Consider the following 21,552-nt stretch of genomic DNA (forward strand, 5'->3'; position numbering starts at 1 on the left):
GCAGCGTGCCTTTAGGAGACGCTGCCGAGTTCCTTTGTTTCCTGTGCTTCCATGCGCGGATCTGTGCCGAGGAGGCGGCGGAGCGAAGCGAGCCGTGCGGCACCGGAAGCTCCGGCATGGCCCTCGGCCACCCAGGCGTCCACTCCGCAGTTGACTGCTGTGGCGTCGTGCTTGCAGCCGCGTTCACAGGCCTCGGTCCCAGGCTCAAGGTCGGGGAAGGAGTGCAGGATCCTGTCCGGATCCACGTGGGCCAGTCCGAAGGAGCGGATTCCGGGTGTGTCGATGATCCAGCTTCCTGTGGGAGCGCCGGTGACTTTCAAGGCAAGGGCCGACGACGACGTGTGGCGGCCGCGACCCGTCACGGCATTGACCCCTCCAGTGGCCCGTTCAGCGCCTGTGAGGGCATTCACCATAGTGGACTTGCCAACGCCCGAGTGGCCGAGCATGACGGTGACCTTGCCGTCAAGGTGATGGCGGAGCTGCGCGACCGCTTCACGGTCCAGACGGGCAGACAGCCCGTCATCCGAGCGGGCATCGATTCCTGAAGCCGCTGAGTCAGCGGTGCGGCTGATAATTACCGGAAAATCCAGATGGCGGTAGTTGGCCAGCAGCTCTGCCGGGTCCTTGACGTCGGCTTTGGTGACCAGCAGCAAGGGGTCGATGCCGGCGTCGTATGCAGCCACCAGGGCCCGGTCTATGAAACCTGTCCGCGGCTCCGGGTTGGCCGCTGCAACCACGATGACAAGCTGATCGGCATTGGCCACCACGGCGCGCTCGATGGGGTCAGTATCGTCTGCGCTGCGGCGCAGGAGTGTTTTGCGGTCTTGAATCCTGACCAGTCGTGCCAGCGTGTCAGGCTCTCCTGAAACGTCTCCAACGAGGGAAACAAAGTCTCCAGCCACCACTGGGGAGCGGCGAAGCTCCCTGGCGCGGGCGGCCACCACCGTCCGTTCATTCCCTGAGTCTTCGCCCACGACCGCTGTGTACCTGCCCCGGTCTACCGTGATGATCCTGCCGGTGACGGCGTCGTCGTGGCTGGGACGGTCCTTGGTGCGGGGGCGGGAGCCCTTTTTGTTCGGACGGATCCGGACATCGGACTCGTCCCAGGACTCAGTGCTGCGTGCCACCGTTGGAAGCCTCTTCCCGGGCGTGCCGTGGTCCACGACGTGTGGCGGAGCCGGAGTCAGGTCCCTGTGCCAGCATGTCAGTCCACATCTGCGGAAACTCAGGCATGGTCTTCGCCGTCGTGGCGATATCTTCGACTTCCACGCCAGGGACGGCGAGACCCACAATGGCCCCGGCCGTCGCCATACGGTGGTCAGCGTAGCTGTGGAAAATGCCCGGATGGAGCGGAGTGGGCCGAATGAGCAGGCCGTCCGGTGTTTCCTCGACGTCTCCACCAAGCCCGTTGATCTCGCTGACCAAAGCAGCAAGGCGGTCCGTTTCATGGCCCCGCAGGTGCGCGATGCCGCTGAGCCTGGACGGACCCGTGGCAAGTGCACAGAGCGCGGCAACCGTTGGGGCAAGCTCGCTCGTGTCGCTGAATTCGACGCCCTTGATTTCGGTCCCACCGGTGACGGTCAAGGTACCGTCCTCCAGGCTGACGGTTGCGCCGAATGCCGGGAGGATGCTGCGCCACATATCGCCAACCTGCGTGGTGCCCTCGGGCCAGTTGGGAATCCGTACCGTTCCACCCGTGGCCACTGCAGCCGCGAGGAAAGGCCCGGCGTTGGACAGGTCCTGTTCGATCCTTTGGTCGAAGGCGCTGATGGGGCCGGGGGAGACGACCCAGTGATTTGGGCGGGAGTCGTCCACTGAGACGCCTACGCCGCGCAGTGCTGCCACCGTCATGTTGATGTGGTCAAGGCTGGGGACAGGCGCGCCAACGTGTTCCAGGTGGAGGCCTTCAGCGAACCGGGCTCCCACGAGCAGCAGCGCAGACACAAACTGTGAGGAGGCGCTGGCATCAACAACCAGGTGCCCGCCGCGAACCTGTCCCGTCCCTTCAACCTTGAACGGCAGGGACGACGGCGGCTCGTTTGTTTCGCCGCTGACTGTCACGCCCAGCGAGGTAAGAGCCGTGATGATGGTGCCCATGGGCCGCACGCGTGCATGCGGGTCCCCGTCGAAGAGGGTGCCGCCGTTGCGCAGCGCCGCGAGCGGGGGAACGAAACGCATCACTGTACCCGCGAGGCCGCAATCTATAGAAGCCTCCCCGGCGGCGTCGGATCCGGTGATGGGCGATACTTCAAGGTCGGGGCCGAATACGCTGTCTCCGGGAACCTCGGTGATAATGGCTCCCAGCTGGCGCAGGGCCTGGATCATCAATGCAGAATCGCGTGAGTGGAGCGGGGCACGCAGCCTTGAAGGACCATCAGCAAGTGCTGCCAGGACAAGGTACCTGTTGGTCAGGGACTTTGAGCCTGGTACTGCAACTGTGGCGTCAACCGGGCGGGCTGCGTAGGGCGCCGGCCAGTGGTGGCCGGGGTCAGCCGAGAGGGGGGCAGCGTGAGCGGCTGAGGTGATTCCGGTCATACTGCTTTATGCTCCCGCTGCATGGTCTACGGCCTTGCGAACTGCTTTGTCTGCACGCTTCAGCTGCTTACCTGTGGTTTTCCTGGCATCTGCGGCCAGATGCCCCGCGCCTTTCCGCGCGTCCGCGGCGAGGTGTTCGGCGCGCCACGCCAGGCTCGGCTTGCCTGCAGTATCCACTGACGCCAAGAGGACCCCTCCGGTCAGCGTCATGTTCTTCAGCAACTGATTACGACGGGACTGGCGGCCTTCCTTGGAACTGATGTCGGCGCTGCGCCATTCCACGAAGGCGTTCAAGGCTGAAATGACAGCAAGGACAGCAGCCGCCATCCGTGCGGACTTTCCGAGGGCGAAGCAGAGGCCCGCCCCTACCTGGGTACCGCCGATCAGCCGGGCCAGGAGTCTTTCATCTGCAGGGAACGGGAGGGATTCAGAAGCACGTCGAAGCAGGGGAGACAACTGTGCGGCAGTATCATCCGCATTCTTGAGCTTATCCACGCCAGCAAGGACAAAACTGGATGCCAGCATGGGCCGGGCGAGAAAACGGACAAAGGACATGAATTTCCTCCTGGATGGACGAGCCGCGCAATCTCCGCGGGGGAACCGGTTCTAGTCTTGCACTTTTGTGGAATATTTGCCTGCCACCCGTCGTTGTGAAATGCAGGCCTGTATCGCTCCGGTCAGGCACCGCGTAGTGGCTTGACCGGTCTGACCGGAAGCATGGACGTCCCCCGGATTCATTGACGTCCGGACACAGAGTGGAGAGCAAGTTTGAGTTTGGTAAAGGACGACATCAACCTGCTGAGTCCTGCACAGGAGTGGGAAGCAGGCGCTGCTGCATACCCGGGCAAGCGGAAGGTAACAGTAGACTTGACTGCAATGAGCACCCTGGATCCGGCCGTAGCGGCCATGTACGAGGCAGTCGGAAACGATGCCACACCCGCAGCCCTGGCCGCGGCAGGTGAAGAGGCCGGGCAGCCGGCCCCTGAACCGGAAGTGGATGTCGAATCCGAATCGGCTGAGGAGCGGCGGCTCCGTTTTGAGCGCGACGCCATGCAGTATGTCGATCAGCTTTACTCCGCTGCGATGCGGATGGCGCGGAACCCCGCCGATGCGGAGGACCTCGTCCAAGAGGCCTATACCAAGGCTTTTTCGGCGTTCCATCAGTACAAGCCGGGAACCAACCTGAAGGCCTGGCTGTACCGGATTCTGACGAATACCTACATCAACCTCTACCGCAAAAGGCAGCGCGAACCCCTGCAGTCCAACACGGACACTATCGAAGACTGGCAGTTGGCACGGGCTGGGTCCCACACCTCAACGGGTTTGCGCTCGGCCGAGGTTGAAGCGCTTGACCATCTTCCGGATTCGGACGTCAAGCGGGCGCTTCAGGCGATACCCGAGGAGTTCCGGTTGGCCGTTTATTTTGCGGACGTTGAAGGCTTCGCGTACAAGGAAATTTCAGACATCATGAACACCCCGATCGGGACGGTTATGTCCCGACTTCACCGTGGCCGGAAGATGCTGCGCGATATGCTCGCGGACTATGCCGCAGAGCGGGGTTTTAAAGCCGCGGGGGAATCCACCCCGGCGCCCGGAAGTGACACACAGGAGAACAGGATATGAGCGACTGCCAAGGATTGGGCGACTGTGATGACGCCCGGATGGAACGCATTTATGAGTACCTCGACGGTGCGCTGACGCGTGACGACGTTGCAGAGATCAAGAACCACTTGGACGACTGCTCAGAATGCCTTGAGCAGTACGACCTCGAGTGCGTTATCCGTAACATGGTGAAGCGTTCGTGTACTGAATCGGCTCCCGAGAACCTCAAGAATTCCATCCTGGACCGGATCCACGGGATTCGTCCGGTCGACGCCTAGCGGCCTCTCCAAAAACAGCAAAAGCTTCGGGCCCCGGAAACCATGTGGATTCCGGGGCCCGAAGCTTTAAGCTTTTGTTCCAAGCCGTGGCTTAGGTGTTGGGGCGCTTCCCGTGGTTAGCGCCGCCACGCTTACGGTCACGACGTTTACGTGCACGTTTGCTCATAGCTGGCCTCCTTACTATCGGTACTCAAAAGAGCTGCCCTCAAGTCTCCCATAAAGCGGGACTGGCCGCGAACCGGCGGACACTACTCCTGCAATGAATTCTTGATTGCGATCTCCGCCTGGTCCAGGACAGTCCTGACGGTTTCCAGGGTCACCGGAGTAATGGGGTTGGAGCTGGCATGAAGCCTGAGCTCCACCCGCAGCTCGTCCCTGAAGGATTGAAGCATCATCTCGGCTTCTTTGAGCAGGGGGTCATAGCCAGATGGCTTGCGTTCGGCACGGGCGAACAGATCACCGGACTGGGCGCTGGAACGGGCTGCCTCCGCAGTGGCCGCAAGGTCTGCCCGTAGCCCACGCATGTTATTGCGGATGTCCGTACGCAGGTTGTCTGCGAGACGCCGGACTGAGGCGGAAATGTCATTCTCCACATCAGCAAGCTTGTCCCGGCGTCCATTAAGCTCACCAAGCCCGGCCGTTGTGATGCTGTACTTGGTGCGCCGGCCCTGCGTCTCTGTTGCCACCAGGCCCTCTTCCTCAAGCTTGGCCAGCCGCGGATAGATGGTCCCGGCGCTGGGCGAATAGGTGCCGCCGAAACGGTCACTGAGCGCCTTGATGAGTTCATAGCCATGTTTGGGTCCGGACTCCAGCAGTGCCAGAAGATAGAGGCGTAAGGCGCCGTGGGCGAAGACCGGAGGCACTAGACCGCTGCTTCTGAACCTGCTGGCGACAGGCTGTGAAGAATGTGAACACTGCCTGATACCGAGTTCGTCCTGACGAGCATAAGCCGTGAATCGGGTCCCGCGATGGCCTCCACCTTACCGCCAGGCTGGGAGTACTGCCGGTCATCGATAGTCACGGCTCCGCTCGCGGACTTGGCGATGATATCCACGCCCACATCCTGGGGCAGCCGGACGGTCAGATCACCGGAGATGGAGTTCGCGCCGAAATCGCTGGTGAACCCGTTGAGGTCGAAGCTCATATCTCCGCTGACAGTGTTCGCACGAATGTGGCTGAAGTGCCCTGAGGCTGTCGCTTCCCCGGACACGCTCTTGGCAGTCAGGACGCCGGTGTGGTTCCGCGCTATCACCTCACCGCTGACAGTATTGATGTGCAGCTCGCCAGACGTCGCGTCGGCCATGACTGAGCCGCGCACAGTAGCGAGCCGGGTTTGCTTGCCTGTTCCTGACACCAGGCCGTCGCCGCTGACTGTCCCTGCTTCCACCTGAACGCCCTCCGGCAGGGCGATGCTGATAACCACTGAATTGCTGCTGTTGTGGTTGACTGCGCCCATCAGGTTCTTGAACCAGCCCTGAGGCCCGTGAAGTTGATGCCTGACTTCCAGCCTGCCATTCACGAGACTTACTGCGACAGGATCACCGTGAACCTCGGAAATCTCGATCCGGCTCACAGCTTCATCGTGGCAAACCACGTCGAAGCGACCGCCAACGATTCCCAGCTTAAGCGAGGTGACGCCGTCGACGTCGATGGTCTGAGGGCCGGTAACGGTCCAGCTGTTCTCTGTACTGCTGTTCTCTGTCATGACTCCTCCAACTCACGATATATCGTGTCGTTACGATATATCGCGATCCTTTGGAGTGCAACAGCCGACGGGCTGCTACTCCGGAGTGGCAAGACCCAGCCACTGGAACCACCCACGGTGCAGTACCAGCCAAGCCATCAATCCATAACCGGACTGGCCTGGAGTCCCGCCGTTGGCAGCAAGATCCTGACGCCACTGCTCGTGGTTCAGCAACGGCGAGAACGTATCCACATAGAGATGCTTGCGCCGGGTTGTTACATCGGCAAAGGCCGTATTGAGGTCACTCAGCCGCCTGTTTTGTCCGGGATCAAGCGAGGGCGGTGGTCCAACGACAAAGACTTCGATGTTGTTTTGAGTGGCGGCGTCCAGGATGTTCGCAAGATTGAGCCGGCTTCTGGCAGTGGAAAGACCGAACTCCACGTCCCTGCCGGATAAGCCGATCACGAGCCGGTTTTCATGGTGCTCGCTGAACCGGCGTGCCGCTTCCGCCAGCCACCGCGATGCCAACCCTTCAGTTCCTTCCTGAGGGCAGGGGAGGGAGTAGCATTCAACGGCCACGCCGTCCTGTGGAGTGCGGGCAAGAACGCGCCCCAGCCAGCCAAGAGCCCTCGGGTCACCAAGTCCGGCCAGCAACTCATCTCCAACAGCCGCTATGCGCAGCTTCCTGTCTTCCACTACTACCTCTTTACCTCGGCGATGACGTCAGGATTTGCCCTTGGTCCGACAGACAATTATCGGACAACTACCAGTGACTCACAGCCGCGGTGGGCGGCGTGTCCATTAAGCAGAACTGCCCGGCCGTGCGTCGGTTGTTTCGACGACCAGCCGGGCAGCAAGTGAACCTACTTGCGGGCGAAAGCCTGCTTGAGGAGCGTGTCCTGCTCCGCTGCATGGCGTTTCATGGAACCCGCTGCCGTGGAAGCGGACGCCGGGCGGGAGACCAGGCGCACCCTGCGGTCCAAAGCCTCAGGAAGGTTCAGTCCCATGAACGGCCAAGGACCCTGGTTGGCGGGCTCGTCCTGTGCCCACACCACTTCGGCGTTGGGGTACTTGGCGAGCTCGGCAGCGATCTCAGCATGAGGCAGCGGATACAGCTGCTCCACGCGGACGATCGCCGTCGTCGAATCTGCCGTCTTCTGCCTGGTGGCGAGGAGATCGTAGTACAGGCGACCCGAGACCAGCAGCACGCGCTCGACGGCGTCGCCCTGGAGATTTTCGTGGTCGCTGATAACAGGCCGGAAGGCTCCTGTGGTGAAGTCCTCCACAGCCGATGCCGCACCCTTCAAGCGAAGGAGCTGCTTGGGAGTGAAGATGATCAGCGGCTTGCGCGGCCTGCTGTAGGCCTGGCGGCGCAACAGGTGGAAATGGGACGCCGCCGTGGTGGGGTTTGCCACGATCATGTTCTCTTCGGCACACATCTGCAGGAAGCGCTCGATGCGGGCTGAGGAGTGGTCCGGGCCCTGACCTTCGTAGCCATGCGGCAGCATGAGGACGAGCGAAGAACGCTGGCCCCATTTCTGCTCGGCGGAGGAAATGAACTCGTCGATGATCGTCTGGGCGCCGTTGACGAAGTCTCCGAACTGAGCCTCCCACAACACCAGCGCATCCGGACGCTCAACCGAGTAGCCGTATTCGAAGCCCATTGCCGCGTATTCCGACAGCAGGGAGTCGTAGATCCACAACTTGGCCTGGCTGTCCGAGAGGTTGCCCAACGGCAGCCATTCGTTGCCGTTTGCCCTGTCGTGGAAGACTGCGTGACGCTGTACAAAAGTGCCACGACGGGAGTCCTGGCCGGCCAGGCGGACGGGCACACCCTCCATGATCAGCGAGCCGAAGGCCGCAATCTCGCCGAAGCCCCAGTCGATGCCACCTTCACGGGACATCTGCTCGCGCTTTTCAAGCAGCTGCTTGAGCTTTGCGTGGACAGTGAACCCATCGGGAATCTCCAGGTGGGCCTTGCCGATCCGTGCCAGCGTCTCCGGTGAAATCGCGGTCGATGCCGGGGCGTTGGTGCCGAAGTCGGCCTGCTGAGCCTGCGGCCGCTCGATATCGGACACTGCGGCAGAGTCGGCAGTGATGATCGGGATAGGGGATGTTTGCGCTGCATGGGTCTCAGCGAACACGCGCTCAAGGCGCTCCTGGTAGTCGCGGAGCAGCTGCTCGGCTTCTTCCTCAGTGATGTCCCCACGGCCGATGAGCGACTCCGTGTAAAGCTTGCGCACGGAACGCTTGGCTTCGATCAGGTTGTACATCAGGGGCTGGGTCATTGAGGGGTCGTCGCCCTCGTTGTGACCGCGGCGGCGGTAGCACACCATGTCGATGACGACATCCTTGTGGAACCGCTGGCGGAACTCGTACGCGAGCTGACCGATCCGGACCACGGCTTCGGGATCGTCACCATTTACGTGGAATACCGGAGCCTGGATCATCTTGGCTACGTCGGTGGAGTACGTGGAGGACCGCGAGGACGAGGGAGCCGTGGTAAAGCCAACCTGGTTGTTGACCACTACGTGGATGGTTCCACCGGTGCGGTACCCGCGGAGCTGGGACAGGTTGAGGGTTTCAGCCACAACGCCCTGGCCGGCGAAGGCAGCGTCGCCGTGAATCATGATGGGCAGCACGGGGAATGCCTCACCCTGGTCCAGGCGGTCCTGCTTGGCCCGGACGATGCCTTCCAACACCGGGTCAACAGCTTCGAGGTGGGACGGGTTGGCGGCGAGGTAGACCTTGGTCTCCTTGCCGTTGTCCGAGGTGAACGTACCCTCGGTACCCAAGTGGTACTTGACGTCGCCAGAGCCCTGTACGGACCGCGGGTCCTGGGTGCCTTCGAATTCGCGGAAGACCTGGGCGTAGGTCTTGCCTGCAATATTCGTCAGCACATTGAGACGGCCACGGTGGGCCATGCCAATTGCCACCTCGTCCAGCTCGTCGTCAGCGGCATCCGAGATGATGGCGTCCAGCAGCGGGATCAGCGATTCGCCGCCTTCCAGCGAGAAGCGCTTCTGGCCAACGAATTTGGTCTGCAGGAAGGTTTCGAAAGCCTCGGCTGCATTCAGCTTCGACACAATCCGGAGCTGCTCTTCGCGGCTGGGCTTGGAGTAGGGGTGCTCGAGCTGGTCCTGGAACCACTTGCGCTCGGCAGGCTCCTGGATGTGCATGTATTCGATGCCGGTGGTGCGGCAGTAGGCGTCCCGGAGCACACCAAGGATGTCGCGGAATTTCAGCTGCGGCTTGCCGCCGAAGCCGCCAGTGGGCCATTCCCGGTCCAGATCCCAAAGGGTCAGTCCATAGGTCAGGACATCGAGGTCAGGATGCTTGCGCTGCACGTATTCCAGCGGATCCGTGTCTGCCATCAGGTGGCCACGGACGCGGTAGGAGTGGATCAGCTGCTGAATCCTGGCGACCTTGTTGATCTGGTCGGCAGGGTCAATCTGCAGGTCCGGGCTCCAGCGTACGGGCTCGTAGGGGATGCGCAGGGCTTCGAAGATCTCGTCGTAGAAGTTCTGGGCGCCGAGCAGGAGTGAGTGGACCAGTTTGAGGAACTCGCCGCTGCCCGCACCCTGGATGACCCGGTGGTCATAGGTGGACGTCAGGGTGAGTACCTTGCTGATGGCGTTCTGGGCGATGATTTTCTCGCTCGCGCCCTGGAACTCGGCCGGGTAGTCGAGGGCGCCAACGCCAATGATGGCCGCCTGGCCCTTGGACAAACGCGGAACCGAGTGAACGGTTCCGATGCCACCGGGATTGGTCAGTGAAACCGTGGTCCCGGAGTGGTCGTCAGCCGTGAGCTTTCCGGCGCGGGCACGCTTGATGAGGTCTTCGTAGGTGTGCCAGAACTCCGAGAAGTTCAGGGTCTCAGCCTTCTTGATGTTCGGCACCATAAGAAGGCGGGTGCCGTCAGGCTTGGGCATGTCGATGGCGATGCCGAAGTTCACGTGCGCGGGCTGTACCGCTACGGGCTTGCCGTCCACCTCGTCGTAGTAGACGTTCATTGAGGGGAACTGGGACAGGGCGCGGATTACCGCGTACCCGATCAGGTGGGTGAAGGAGACCTTGCCGCCCCTGGCGCGGGCCAGGTTGGAGTTGATGACCACGCGGTTGTCGATCAGGAGCTTCGCGGGAATGGCGCGGACGCTGGTGGCCGTGGGGACCTCAAGGCTCGTGACCATGTTCGAGGCGATGGCCTTGGCGGGACCCCGAAGGACGGAGACGACATCTTCCTCTGGTGCTGTCGGAGCCTTGATGTTCTTGGGCAGCTGCGCCGGAATCGGGGCCGAGCCGCTCGTCGCCTCGGGCTTTTTGGAACCGTCGCGGGCAATCGTCGCGGGAGCCTTCTTCGCGGCAGGTGCCGCAGGAGGGGCGGTTTCCGCCTGCTGGGGAGCCTGCTGGGCGGGAGCGCCAGGAGCGGGTGCAGCCGGCGCCGGTGCCGCTGCAGGGGGCGCTACAACTGGAAGTTCACGGGTTTCGGGGTGGGCCGGAGCAGTCGCTCCGGAGGTCCCGTTGGTGGAAGAACCTTCACCGGCGTCAAAGGATTCAAACAGAGGCCACCACTTGGCGTCGACCGCGTTTTTGTCCTGTTGGTAACGCTCGTACAGTTCGTCCACGAGCCACTCGTTTCCGCCAAATTCCTCTGGTAGACGGTGGCTAGGCTGCTCTGGCACTTGAAATACGCCTCTTCCATGAGTTTGATTTCCTCTGGTTTGCGACATGCGGCAGCACAACACCACAGCACAACAATCGAACCAGTCTCTGCGTCCTATGAACCCAGACCTCTGCCAGTCTAGTGACGATCATTGGTTAACTGCCAATAAGGGTGATCCAAATCATGAAGTGACGGAATGATTGCTTCACATCCCCTCCAACAGGGCTGCCAATGCACTTCCCTCCTCGCCTAGACTCGCACCCGGGATCCCTTTCAGAAGGAGCAACAGTGCGTTTTCTCAATGAGCCCTCTACTGACCTCACCTACTCCGACGTCTTCCTGGTACCGGCGCGTTCAACGGTCACCTCCAGGCTCGATGTGGACCTTGCCGCCGATGACGGGACAGGATCCACCATTCCCCTGGTGGCTGCCAACATGACCGCCGTGACCGGGAAGCGCATGGCGGAAACGATGGCGAGGCGCGGGGGATTGGCTGTCCTGCCGCAGGATGTCCCCCTCAACGTCCTGCGTGAAGTCACCTCCTGGATCAAAACCCGCCACACGATCTTTGAAACTCCGGTGGTCCTTTCCCCGTCCGCGACTGTCATCGACGCGTTGCACCTGATGGGCAAGCGTCCTCATGGGGCAGTGGTGGTAGTCGACGACGACGGCGGTGTGACCCGAGTTGTCAGGGCAGCCGACTGCGAGGGGCAGGACCGCTTCGCGTCCCTGGCTTCGGTGGCGCGTGTCCAGCCGGTGGTGCTCGACGCAGGGCACTTCCGCGCGGACCGCCAGCATGCCCTGCGCAACGCCTTCGAGGCCATGGCGGCAGCAGGGACGGACTTCGCACCAGTCCACGACGGCGGTGTGCTGGCCGGCGCGCTGACACGCAAGGGTTCCCTGCGATCCACGCTTTACCGGCCCTCCCTGGACGGTAAGGGCAAGCTCAAGGTAGCTGCCGCCGTCGGAATTAACGGAGACGTGGCGGGCAGGGCTGCGGAACTGATTGATGCCGGCGTTGACGTGATTGTCATTGATACCGCGCATGGTCATCAGGAGAAAATGTTTGATGCCCTGGCTGCCGTCAGGAATGTGACGTCCGGCTTGCCATTGGTGGCAGGCAACGTGGTGACTGCTGAGGCCACCCGTGAGCTGCTAGGGGCAGGGGCGGACATTGTGAAGGTAGGGGTCGGACCGGGAGCGATGTGCACTACCCGGATGATGACTGCCGTCGGACGGCCCCAGTTCTCCACTGTCCTCGAATGTGCGGCAGCGGCGCGTGCCGCCGGCGGGCGTATTTGGGCCGACGGCGGTGTCCGGTACCCCCGCGATGTGGCACTGGCGCTCGCCGCGGGAGCCAGCCAGGTGATGATCGGCTCCTGGTTCGCGGGCACGCACGAGAGCCCCGGTGATCTTCAACCCGATGCGAGCGGCAGGCTCTATAAGGAGAGCTTCGGCATGGCGTCGGCAAGGGCTGTCCAGAACCGGAACCAGCGCGAAGGCGCCTTTGAGAAGGACCGCAAGGCGCTTTTCGAGGAAGGCATTTCGACTTCCCGAATGTACCTGGACCCGCTACGGCCTGGAGTTGAGGACCTGCTGGATCTCATCACGGCAGGCCTGAGGAGCTCGATGAGTTATGCCGGTGCAGCCGATCTCGAAGGTTTTAGGGAAAGGGCCGTCGCGGGTATCCAGTCCGCCGCCGGGTACGAGGAAGGACGGCCGGTATCCCAGAGCTGGTGACGGCTGGCGAGGCCGAGCCGGTGGCCGGGGCTCCTGTAGACTGGAATCCTTATGGACAGTAAATCTAGGTGCCGGCCTGGGGGCTGTCAGCGGAGCGCGAATCACAGTTCCGCCAAAGCCACCCGAAGAGCCGGCAAACCCCGTTCACGCGCCCATCGATCTCCGCTGACTGTGAGTCCTGGCGGAATGCAGGAAACAGGCTCGGCTTCTGCTGACCATCCTCCGCCGGGCAGATACTGCCAGTCCTGTGCGCGAGCACTTCCCCTGTTGAGGTCATCGTCAGTGTCAGTGCCTGAGATGCCCAAAAGCGTCCCGCTCCGTCATGAGGCTGATTGCTGAATGGAGTGGTTACTTCTTATTGCCGGCTTCCTCCTTATCCTGGGCACTGGTTTTTTTGTCGCCGTCGAATTTTCGCTGGTGGCCCTTGACCAGTCGACGGTCCAGCGGGCCGTGGACAGCGGCGACACCGGCGCTATACCGCTGCTGAAATGCCTCAAGTCCCTGTCCACTCAACTGTCCAGCTGTCAGCTGGGCATTACACTCACCACCCTTCTTACCGGCTACGTGATGGAACCCTCGGTGGGAACACTCCTTGAGGTTCCCCTCGCGGCGTTGGGGCTCGCCCCTGCCGCAGTGGCGTCATTGTCCCTGGTCCTGGCCATGGCATTTGCCACCCTGTTGTCGATGCTGATCGGCGAACTGGTCCCGAAGAACATGGCAATAGCCCTCTCTCTTCCGGTCGGCAAGGCGCTGGCCCGTCCCCAGCTGGTTTTCACGGCGATTTTCAAACCAGCCATTGTTGTGCTCAACGGGTTCTCCAACAGGGTTCTCAATATTTTCGGGCTGGAGGCGAAAGAAGAAATTTCCGGAGCACGAACCCCTGCCGAGCTGGCATCCCTCGTTCGCCGCTCGGCTGACATGGGAACGCTGGATGCGGGAACCGCCAACTTCGTGGCCCGGACGTTGAACTTCTCCGGACGATCCGCTGCCGACGTCATGACTCCCCGCATCCGTGTTGAAACGATTGCCGCCGATCAGCCGGTCACCGACATCCTGGAGGCGGCGCGCCGCACCGGGTACTCGCGTTTCCCCGTCATCGGAGATTCCCCGGACGATATCCGCGGCCTTGTCCACGTCAAGAAGGCCATCGCCGTTCCGTCCACCCGGCGCAAGAAGCTCGAGGCCGGCGCCATTATGACGGACGTTCTACGGGTACCGGAGACCATTCACCTGGATGCGCTGCTCGCTGAATTGCGGGAAGGGAACATGCAGCTCGCTGTGGTGCTGGATGAATATGGCGGAACCGCCGGTATTGCCACCCTTGAGGACCTGGTGGAAGAGATCGTGGGAGAAGTCTCTGACGAACACGACAAAGTCAGGCCCGGACTGCTTCAAAGTGCATCCGGTGACTGGTACTTCCCAGGACTTTTGCGCCCGGATGAGCTCTCCGAGCAGATCCCGGGGCTCTCTGTCCCGGATGAATCTGCCTACGAAACGGTGGCCGGCTACGTCATGAGCCAACTCGGGCGCATCGCCTCCGTCGGGGACACCGTTGACGTCGACGGCGGGACACTGACAGTGACGCGGATGGACGGCCGGCGGATCGACAGGATCTGTTTCAAACCGGGCCCCGTCCGGGATAAGGAACATGCCGCAGGGCAGGGGGGCAAGGCATGAGCGACTGGGCAGGAATTTTGTGGCTCGTTGTGCTGCTCATGGGCAACGCCTTCTTTGTTGCGGCCGAGTTCGCAGTCATGTCAGCCCGGCGCAGCCAGATAGAGCCGTTGGCTGAGCAGGGTTCCAGGCGTGCCCAGACAACACTGCGCGCGATGGAAAACGTCTCCCTGATGCTGGCTTGTGCCCAGCTGGGGATCACGGTGTGTTCGCTGCTGATTCTCCTGGTGGCAGAGCCCGCCATCCATCATCTGCTGGCCGAACCGCTGCACGCGCTGGGGGTTCCCGTTGAGGTCGCCGACGTTGGCGCCTTCACCATTGCGCTGCTGGCTGTAACGTTCCTCCACGTGACCTTCGGCGAGATGGTGCCGAAGAACATTTCCGTTTCGGTGGCTGACAAAGCTGCTCTGTTGCTGGCGCCGCCGCTGATGTTCATTGCGCGTTTGGTCGATCCGGTTATCCGGGTATTGAACTGGGCAGCAAACCACATTCTGAGACTGCTCCGGATTGAGCCTAAGGACGAAGTGACGTCCTCCTTTACCTTGGAGGAGGTCCAGTCGATTGTGCAGGAGTCCACCCGTCACGGTCTTGTGGACGACAATGCCGGCCTTATCACCGGAGCTTTGGAATTCTCTGAATACACTGCCGGCGACATCATGGTGCCCTTGGACAAGCTGGTAATGATGAAGCCCGGCGCCACACCGGTGGACTTCGAGAAGGCTGTCAGCCGGACGGGCTTCTCGCGCTTCCCGATGGTGGACGACGACGGCATGCTCTCGGGCTATCTCCACATCAAGGACGTTCTGTCGATTCCAGAGGCCGGCTACCGGTATCCGATAGCAGAAGGCCGCATCAGGTCTTTGGCAAATCTCTCTGCGGACGATGAGATCGAGAAGGCGATGTCAGTGATGCAGCGGACAGGCTCGCATCTGGCCCGTGTGATCGGACCTGACGCTCAGACCCAGGGGGTGCTGTTCCTCGAGGACGTGATCGAACAGCTTGTGGGCGAGATCCGCGACGCGACGCAGGCCACCGGGATACGCCGTCTGGGCCAGCAGGAGGGCGGGTAACTCCTTCCGGTCCGGCTTGCGGATGGACCCATAAGGGCCTAAATAGGAATCATTCCCATTTAGCGTTAGACTTTTCGGGTTGCTAATGCTCCTGATTCTCATCGACTAGATCCGAGGCCTACCTGTGCGTCATTTCGTCCTTCGTCCCTCCCTGGCAGCCGTTGCCGGACTTGGTCTCCTGCTGACCGGATGTGCCGGGGCGCCGTCGAGCGCTCCTTCCCAGTCCGCTGACGGGACCATCGAGGTCGTCGCTTCCACCAACGTATACGGCGATATCGTCAGCGACATCGGCGGCGACAAAGTCCACGTCACCTCGATCATTACGCGCACCAGCCAGGATCCCCACTCCTACGAGGCCACCACGCAGGACAAGCTGGTCATTTCGAAGGCGCAGGTGGTTGTCCAGAACGGCGGCGGCTACGACGATTTCATCCACAAGCTGGCCGACGACAGCAAGATCGCCGAGGACAACATCATCACCGCAGTCGATGTCTCCGGCCTGGCACCGGAGGAGGAGGAAGCGCATGCCTCCGAAAGCCCGACGGGAACAGCAACTGAGTCCGCTCATGAGCATGAACACGAGCACGGAGAGTTCAACGAGCACGTCTGGTACAGCTTTGACGCCATGTCCAAGCTGGCAGACGCCGTTGCCGCCAAACTCTCAACCATCGATTCCGCATCTGCAAGCACCTTCCAGGCCAACGCCGAGTCGTTCAAGAAGGAACTCTCCGGACTGCAGGACAAACTGGCGGCCGTAAAAGCCAGCGCAGACGGGGAGCCGGTAGCTATCACAGAGCCGGTTCCCGGCTACCTGCTGGAATCGGCTGGACTGGTGAACAAGACCCCGGAAGAGTACAGCGCTGCCATCGAGGAAGGTACTGACGTCCCCGCGTCGGTCCTCCAGGAAGCCACCGCACTGGTATCTTCCGGTGACGTCAAGCTCCTTGCGTACAACCTGCAGACTGAGGGGCCGCAGACCGAAGTGCTGAAGAAGGCTGCTGAAGGTGCCGGAGTACCTGTGGTTGATTTCAGTGAGACGCTGCCTGACGGCAAGTCGTACCTGCAGTGGATGTCGGATAACGTCGACAACGTTACTAAGGCCGTCAACAAGTAGATTCCGGTACGTCCGGCCCGCCTTCCGGCCATCACCATCGTCAATACGTCCTAAGATAATCAGGACAGAGTCACCGCGTGCAGCGCCCGTTGAGTGCCTATCTGGCCAGTTACAGGCTTTTATCCATAGCGGAACCAGACTCACCCTGAATTGAGGAACAGACACGTTGAAACCGGTAGTGAGTCTGCGCGGCGCCTCCCTTGCCTTTGGAAAAAGGACGCTGTGGGAGAACCTCGACCTCGATATCAAGCCCGGCGAGTTCTTTGCTGTCCTCGGTCCCAACGGGAGCGGAAAGACCAGCTTCCTCAAGGTGCTGCTCGGACTGCAGCAGCTTCACTCCGGAACTGCCACGCTGGGTGGCCATCCTGTGGAGCGCGGGAGCCGGATGATCGGGTACATCCCGCAACAGAAGTCCTTCGCACCGGACACGCCCCTTCGGGCACGGGACCTGGTGGGGCTCGGTGTGGATGGGGACCGGTGGGGAGTACGCCTCGGGGCAGCGAAGGTTAACCGCAGGATTGATCAGCTGCTGGCCCAGGTAGGGGCATCCGACTACGCCAATGTGCCCGTCGGGCAACTGTCAGGCGGGGAGCAACAGCGGCTGAGGGTGGCCCAGGCGCTCGCTACCGAGCCCAGAGTGCTGCTGTGCGACGAGCCGCTGCTTTCGCTGGACCTGCATCATCAGCAGGCGGTGAGCTCACTGATCAATGACCAGTGCCACGAGCAGGAGAGCGCCGTGGTGTTTGTCACGCATGAAATAAACCCCATTATCGATTACGTGGACCGGGTCCTCTACCTGGCTGGCGGACAGTTCAGGGTGGGTACTCCGCACGAAGTGATGACTACCGAAGTGCTTTCCGAGCTTTATGACAGCCACGTGGAAGTCATGCACCTGAATGGCAGGATCGTCGTCGTGGGGCTACCGGATGCCACTACCCACCACCACGACGAACATTCGCTGGCCGGAGAGGGGGTCTGAATGGACTTCCAGGAAATTCTGCGTTCGGTTTTCAACTTCGATAATTACGGCGAACTGCTCGCGCTGGTGCAGAACTCCATTTGGGCCGGTGCGGTCCTTGGACTCCTTGGCGGCCTGGTTGGAACCTTCGTGATGAAACGGGATCTGGCTTTCGCCGTTCACGGTATCTCCGAGTTGTCCTTCGCGGGTGCAGCGTTTGCACTGTTAATAGGGGCGGACATCGTTTTCGGATCCCTGATCGGGTCAGTAGCTGCCGCATTGCTGCTGGGACTGATGGGAGTCAGGGCACGGGACAAGAACTCCATTATTGGTGTCATCATGCCCTTCGGGCTTGGCCTGGGAATTCTTTTCCTGGCACTCTACGAGGGTAGGGCCGCCAATAAATTCGGTCTGCTGACGGGCCAGATTGTCTCTGTCGATACTGTTCAGCTGCAGGCCCTGGCAGGCACGGCCGCCGTCGTGATGGTGGCCCTGGTGCTGATCTGGCGGCCTCTGACCTTTGCCAGCGTGGATCCGGAACTTGCTGAAGCGCGTGGTGTTCCAGTGCGTGGACTCGCCATAGCCTTTATGGTCCTGCTGGGAATCAGTGTTGCCCTGTCCATCCAGGTAGTCGGAGCGCTGCTTGTACTGGCCCTCCTCATCACCCCTGCTGCCGCAGCCCTCCGCGTGACGTCGTCGCCGCGGATGGTCGTCATCCTCAGCGTGGCCTTCGCTGTCACTGCGACGGTCGGTGGCATCCTGCTGGCCCTGGGGGGAAGGATTCCCATCAGCCCCTACGTGACCACGTTGTCGTTCCTGATTTATGTGGCCTGCCGGATCATCGGAGGAGTGCGGGCCCGGCGTGGACTGGTTGGGCGCCGGGTGCAGTCAAGACCGGCACGTGCGGCTTCCCTGCAGGCCTAGTTAGCAGAGCCCGTCTGGGCTTTGCCCTTTGCCTTCGCGGCGGAGCAATCAGGGCACAGACCGTAGATTTCCAACGTGTGGGCCACTTCGGTGAACCCGTGCTCCTTGGCGGTCTGTGCCGCCCACGTCTCAACTGCCGGTGCCTCGATCTCAACAGCCTTGCCGCAGTTCCGGCAGAGCAGGTGATGGTGGTGTTCAGTGACAGCGCACCGCCGGTACACGGCTTCCCCATCACCGCTGCGCAGCACGTCCACCAGTCCCTCGTCCGCAAGCGATTGCAGAATGCGGTAGGCCGTGGCCAATGAAACCGAGGTTCCCTGGTTCTGCAGGATGCGGTAGAGCTCCTGCGTGCTGACGAAGTCGTTGAGCTGATCCAGAGCGGCGCTGACCGCGAGGCGCTGCTTCGTCACCCGCTGTTCTTTTCCAGCTGTGGCGCCCTGTGGCATGGGTTGAACTCGCTTCCCTCAAGGGATGGTGGCAAAGTTCAAGATTACCAGCCGCGGGTTCGTGGACAGGGCGATGCCAAATATCTAGGCTGACCGGATGAAGCTGACCAAATACTCCCACGCCTGTGTCCGCCTCGAAAAGGATGGCCTGGCCCTGGTTCTCGATCCCGGAACCTACTCTGAATCACAACAGGCTTTGGAGGGCGCTCATGCGGTGCTTATCACCCACGAGCACCCGGACCATGTAGACGTTCCGGTGGTGGCAGCTGCACTCAGCGAGAATCATTCACTCCAGCTGCACGCGCCTGCGGGTGTGGCGGCCCGGCTGCGTGAGGAGGCCCCGGCGGCGGGATCACGGATTCACACGGCCGAACCCGGCACCGATTTCCGTGCAGCAGGTTTTGATGTCAAAACGTTCGGCGGCCAGCATGCACTCATCCATCCGCAGATCCCCATCGTCGCAAACGTGGGTTACCTTATCGATTCCAACGTCTACCATCCCGGGGATTCGTTCATCATCCCGGATGGGGTGAGCGTCGGGACACTGCTGGTTCCGATTCACGCGCCGTGGAGCAAGATCGGCGAAGTGGTGGATTTTGTGGTTGGCGTTCGGGCTCCCAAAGCCTTTCCGATCCATGATGCCCTCCTGAACGAAACAGGCCTCGGACTGGTGGAGGGCCATGTGAAGCGTATTGGAGCCAAATACGGCACTGAATACGTTCACCTCTCCAGCGGGGAATCAGTAGAGGTGTAGCCCTCCCGTTTGTACAGCGCGGGCGTCAGTGGATCCCGCCAAGCGCTCCAGACACCGGAATCCCCGCTAAGCGCTCCAGACGCCGGAGTCGAAGAATCTCCGGAGAGTCGTCTCGTGCGGAACAGGGTCGAGCCCTTGCATAGCCAACCACTCCGGGTTGTAGTAGCTGCCCGCATAGCGGTCACCGCCGTCGCACATCAATGACACAACGCTGCCGGTGCGGCCTTCCTGGACCATGGCTGCGATGAGTTGCCATACACCCCAGAGGTTGGTCCCCGTGGAAGGGCCGGCGTGCAGCCCTGCGAGCCCGTGCAGGTGGCGCATGGCGGCGATGGAAGCGGCGTCCGGCACCTGGATCATGTGATCGATGACGCCGGGAACAAAGCTTGGTTCCATGCGCGGCCGCCCGATCCCTTCAATCCGGGAGGGGAGGCCCGTTGCCTTCTCGCCAGCGCTGTCGTGCCAGGCCGGGTAGAAGGCGGAATTCTCGGGATCCACCACGGCCAGGCGGGTCCCGTAACAGTGATAGCGGAGGTACCGGCCGATTGTGGCGCTGGTACCACCCGTTCCTGCTCCCACCACAATCCACGCGGGGATGGGATGCTCCTCGAGAGCCAGTTGCCCGAATATCGACTCGGCAATGTTGTTGTTGCCGCGCCAGTCCGTCGCACGTTCGGCATAGGTGAACTGATCCATGTAGTGGCCCTTGGCGGTGTGAGCCACCTCGGCGGCCGTTGCGTAGACTTCGGAGGCGTGGTCCACGAGGAGGCAGGACCCGCCAAACTGTTCGATGAGCGCTATCTTCTCGGGACTTGTGGTCCGGGCCATCACTGCGATGAAGGGAAGTCCCAGCAGTTGGGCGAAGTACGCCTCGGAGACCGCTGTGCTGCCGCTTGAAGCCTCGACGATGGTGGTGTCTTCCTTGATCCAGCCGTTGACCAGGCCGAACAGGAAAAGGGACCGTGCCAACCGGTGCTTGAGGCTACCGGACCTGTGAGTGGATTCATCCTTGAGGTATAACTGCACGCCCCAGTGCTCCGGCAGGGGCACAGAATAGAGGTGGGTGTCGGCAGACCGGTTGTTCTCGGCGTTGATCCGCCGGACGGCTTCATTTGCCCACGTTCGGTCCGGGCTGAGCGGTTGTTTCACTGCTCCAGCCTACCGGGACCGTGACGTGCCCCTGTGGTTAGAGTGGGGTGGCTGTTACGGGATTCTGAACGAAGGAGATTCGATGAAGACGCTGGTGGACGTGTCCTGGCTGAAGGAGCGGATGGCCGCCGGTGGCCCCGTTGTTCTGCTGGATGTGCGGTGGGCTCTGGGGGACCCGCACGGCCACGAACACTACCTCGAGGAACACATCCCCGGTGCGCTGTATGTGGACCTGCCCACCCAGCTGGCCGCCCCTGCTGATCCCCGGCGGGGACGCCACCCTTTACCGCCGTTGACCCGGTTCCAGGAGTCCGCCCGCAGTTGGGGAATCCGGAACAATGACGTTGTGGTTGCCTACGACGACAGCGGGAACATGGCCGCAGCGCGGCTCTGGTGGCTGCTCAGGTACGCCGGCTTCCCGAACGTCTTCCTGCTCGACGGCGGCCTGACGGCATGGAACGGTGCAGGATTCCCTGTCGAAGGGGGAGACAGGCAGGCCGCGCCCGGCGATGTCACTCTGGCAGAAGGGGCCATGCCGGTCATTGGCTCCGCTGAGGCTTCCCGCTGGCACCAGTCCGGGGTCCTGCTGGACGCCCGCGCGGGGGAGCGGTACCGGGGTGAGTTCGAACCCGTAGACCCACGGGCGGGCCACATCCCCGGTGCGGTAAGTGCACCGGCTACCGGGAATCTCGACGACGACGGGCGCTTCCTTCCCGCGGCGGAGCTCAAGGAGCGTTTTGCCGGCCTTGGCATCGCGCCTGAGGCATCTGTCGCAGTGTATTGCGGCTCAGGCGTTACAGCGGCCCACGAGGTAGCCGCCCTCGAGATTGCCGGGATCACCGCTGCGCTCTTTCCCGGCTCGTTTTCTGAATGGTCCGGCAATTCCGACAACGAAGTGGCAACCGGCCCTGAACCCGGCGGGACGGCCACTAGCCAGACTGTTTGATGACCCTGGTGTTGC

20 protein-coding genes are annotated in these 21,552 nt (G+C 61.9%); 10 read left to right on the forward strand and 10 right to left on the reverse strand.

Annotation, left to right across the window (positions count from 1 at the left end):
* Window positions 1–11 precede the first annotated feature (11 nt).
* The 3 genes from RIN13_RS06355 to RIN13_RS06365 are packed head-to-tail and all read right to left on the reverse strand — an operon-like array spanning window position 12 to window position 3,090.
* Window positions 12–1,127: a ribosome small subunit-dependent GTPase A gene (locus RIN13_RS06355; protein ID WP_309106494.1), complete on the reverse strand. Its 1,116-nt coding sequence runs from the start codon at window positions 1,125–1,127 to the stop codon at window positions 12–14.
* A complete protein-coding gene (gene aroA / locus RIN13_RS06360; RefSeq protein ID WP_309106495.1) occupies window positions 1,111–2,535 on the reverse strand; it encodes a 3-phosphoshikimate 1-carboxyvinyltransferase in 1,425 nt (474 codons plus the stop codon). The genes RIN13_RS06355 and aroA overlap by 17 nt, the downstream gene beginning before the upstream one ends.
* A 6-nt stretch (window positions 2,536–2,541) precedes the next feature.
* Entirely contained in the window at window positions 2,542–3,090 is a 549-nt protein-coding gene (locus RIN13_RS06365) for a DoxX family protein (protein ID WP_309106496.1), read from the reverse strand.
* 213 nt (window positions 3,091–3,303) lie between these two features.
* Here RIN13_RS06365 and RIN13_RS06370 point away from each other — a divergent pair, with 213 nt between their 5' ends.
* Together RIN13_RS06370 and rsrA are read left to right on the forward strand one after the other, a co-directional pair.
* On the forward strand, window positions 3,304–4,158 hold the full coding sequence (locus RIN13_RS06370; protein WP_375164732.1) for a sigma-70 family RNA polymerase sigma factor: 855 nt from the start codon (window positions 3,304–3,306) through the stop codon (window positions 4,156–4,158).
* Window positions 4,155–4,415: a mycothiol system anti-sigma-R factor gene (gene rsrA, locus RIN13_RS06375; protein ID WP_309106497.1), complete on the forward strand. Its 261-nt coding sequence runs from the start codon at window positions 4,155–4,157 to the stop codon at window positions 4,413–4,415. The genes RIN13_RS06370 and rsrA overlap by 4 nt, the downstream gene beginning before the upstream one ends.
* 91 nt (window positions 4,416–4,506) lie before the next feature.
* On the opposite strand, the gene RIN13_RS20480 is transcribed toward rsrA, so the two are convergent.
* The 5 genes from RIN13_RS20480 to RIN13_RS06395 all read right to left on the reverse strand — a co-directional run bounded on the left by RIN13_RS20480 (window position 4,507) and on the right by RIN13_RS06395 (window position 10,781).
* Window positions 4,507–4,581, reverse strand: coding sequence for a 50S ribosomal protein bL37 (locus RIN13_RS20480; RefSeq protein WP_369299106.1), 75 nt, complete (start codon window positions 4,579–4,581; stop codon window positions 4,507–4,509).
* Window positions 4,582–4,663: 82 nt separating this feature from the next.
* A complete protein-coding gene (locus RIN13_RS06380) occupies window positions 4,664–5,278 on the reverse strand; it encodes a PadR family transcriptional regulator (RefSeq protein ID WP_309106498.1) in 615 nt (204 codons plus the stop codon).
* Entirely contained in the window at window positions 5,278–6,120 is an 843-nt protein-coding gene (locus RIN13_RS06385) for a DUF4097 family beta strand repeat-containing protein (protein WP_309106499.1), read from the reverse strand. The genes RIN13_RS06380 and RIN13_RS06385 overlap by 1 nt, the downstream gene beginning before the upstream one ends.
* Before the next feature lie 75 nt (window positions 6,121–6,195).
* A complete protein-coding gene (locus tag RIN13_RS06390; protein WP_309106500.1) occupies window positions 6,196–6,795 on the reverse strand; it encodes a GDSL-type esterase/lipase family protein in 600 nt (199 codons plus the stop codon).
* Window positions 6,796–6,962: 167 nt separating this feature from the next.
* Window positions 6,963–10,781 carry a multifunctional oxoglutarate decarboxylase/oxoglutarate dehydrogenase thiamine pyrophosphate-binding subunit/dihydrolipoyllysine-residue succinyltransferase subunit gene (locus RIN13_RS06395; RefSeq protein ID WP_309106501.1) on the reverse strand — a complete coding sequence of 1,273 codons (3,819 nt, stop codon included), beginning with the start codon at window positions 10,779–10,781 and terminating at the stop codon, window positions 6,963–6,965.
* Between the two features lie 269 nt (window positions 10,782–11,050).
* Between RIN13_RS06395 and RIN13_RS06400 the strand changes: the two genes are divergently transcribed.
* The 6 genes from RIN13_RS06400 to RIN13_RS06425 all read left to right on the forward strand — a co-directional run bounded on the left by RIN13_RS06400 (window position 11,051) and on the right by RIN13_RS06425 (window position 18,242).
* Window positions 11,051–12,502 carry a GuaB1 family IMP dehydrogenase-related protein gene (locus RIN13_RS06400; protein ID WP_309106502.1) on the forward strand — a complete coding sequence of 484 codons (1,452 nt, stop codon included), beginning with the start codon at window positions 11,051–11,053 and terminating at the stop codon, window positions 12,500–12,502.
* Window positions 12,503–12,841: 339 nt separating this feature from the next.
* A complete protein-coding gene (locus RIN13_RS06405; protein ID WP_309106503.1) occupies window positions 12,842–14,179 on the forward strand; it encodes a hemolysin family protein in 1,338 nt (445 codons plus the stop codon).
* Window positions 14,176–15,246, forward strand: coding sequence for a hemolysin family protein (locus RIN13_RS06410; RefSeq protein WP_309106504.1), 1,071 nt, complete (start codon window positions 14,176–14,178; stop codon window positions 15,244–15,246). The genes RIN13_RS06405 and RIN13_RS06410 overlap by 4 nt, the downstream gene beginning before the upstream one ends.
* Window positions 15,247–15,370: 124 nt before the next feature.
* A complete protein-coding gene (locus RIN13_RS06415; RefSeq protein ID WP_309106505.1) occupies window positions 15,371–16,360 on the forward strand; it encodes a metal ABC transporter solute-binding protein, Zn/Mn family in 990 nt (329 codons plus the stop codon).
* Window positions 16,361–16,526: 166 nt separating this feature from the next.
* Window positions 16,527–17,339 carry a metal ABC transporter ATP-binding protein gene (locus RIN13_RS06420; RefSeq protein ID WP_309106506.1) on the forward strand — a complete coding sequence of 271 codons (813 nt, stop codon included), beginning with the start codon at window positions 16,527–16,529 and terminating at the stop codon, window positions 17,337–17,339.
* Window positions 17,340–18,242 (forward strand): metal ABC transporter permease, encoded by a 903-nt coding sequence (locus tag RIN13_RS06425; protein WP_309106507.1) that lies wholly within the window; start codon window positions 17,340–17,342, stop codon window positions 18,240–18,242.
* Here the strand turns inward: RIN13_RS06425 and RIN13_RS06430 are convergent.
* The gene (locus RIN13_RS06430; protein WP_309106508.1) at window positions 18,239–18,688 is read right to left on the reverse strand and encodes a Fur family transcriptional regulator; all 450 of its coding nucleotides are present in this window, start codon (window positions 18,686–18,688) and stop codon (window positions 18,239–18,241) included. The genes RIN13_RS06425 and RIN13_RS06430 overlap by 4 nt on opposite strands.
* 97 nt (window positions 18,689–18,785) lie before the next feature.
* On the opposite strand from RIN13_RS06430, the gene RIN13_RS06435 reads away from it, so the two are divergent.
* Window positions 18,786–19,442 carry an MBL fold metallo-hydrolase gene (locus RIN13_RS06435; protein WP_309106509.1) on the forward strand — a complete coding sequence of 219 codons (657 nt, stop codon included), beginning with the start codon at window positions 18,786–18,788 and terminating at the stop codon, window positions 19,440–19,442.
* A 66-nt stretch (window positions 19,443–19,508) separates the two neighbouring features.
* Here the strand turns inward: RIN13_RS06435 and RIN13_RS06440 are convergent, their stop codons facing one another.
* Window positions 19,509–20,591: a PLP-dependent cysteine synthase family protein gene (locus RIN13_RS06440; protein WP_309106510.1), complete on the reverse strand. Its 1,083-nt coding sequence runs from the start codon at window positions 20,589–20,591 to the stop codon at window positions 19,509–19,511.
* A gap of 82 nt (window positions 20,592–20,673) precedes the next feature.
* Between RIN13_RS06440 and RIN13_RS06445 the strand changes: the two genes are divergently transcribed.
* Window positions 20,674–21,537: a sulfurtransferase gene (locus RIN13_RS06445; RefSeq protein WP_309106511.1), complete on the forward strand. Its 864-nt coding sequence runs from the start codon at window positions 20,674–20,676 to the stop codon at window positions 21,535–21,537.
* Window positions 21,538–21,552: the final 15 nt, after the last annotated feature.

The sequence above is a fragment of the Arthrobacter sp. genome (assembly GCF_031179985.1).
Lineage (GTDB): Bacteria > Actinomycetota > Actinomycetes > Actinomycetales > Micrococcaceae > Arthrobacter.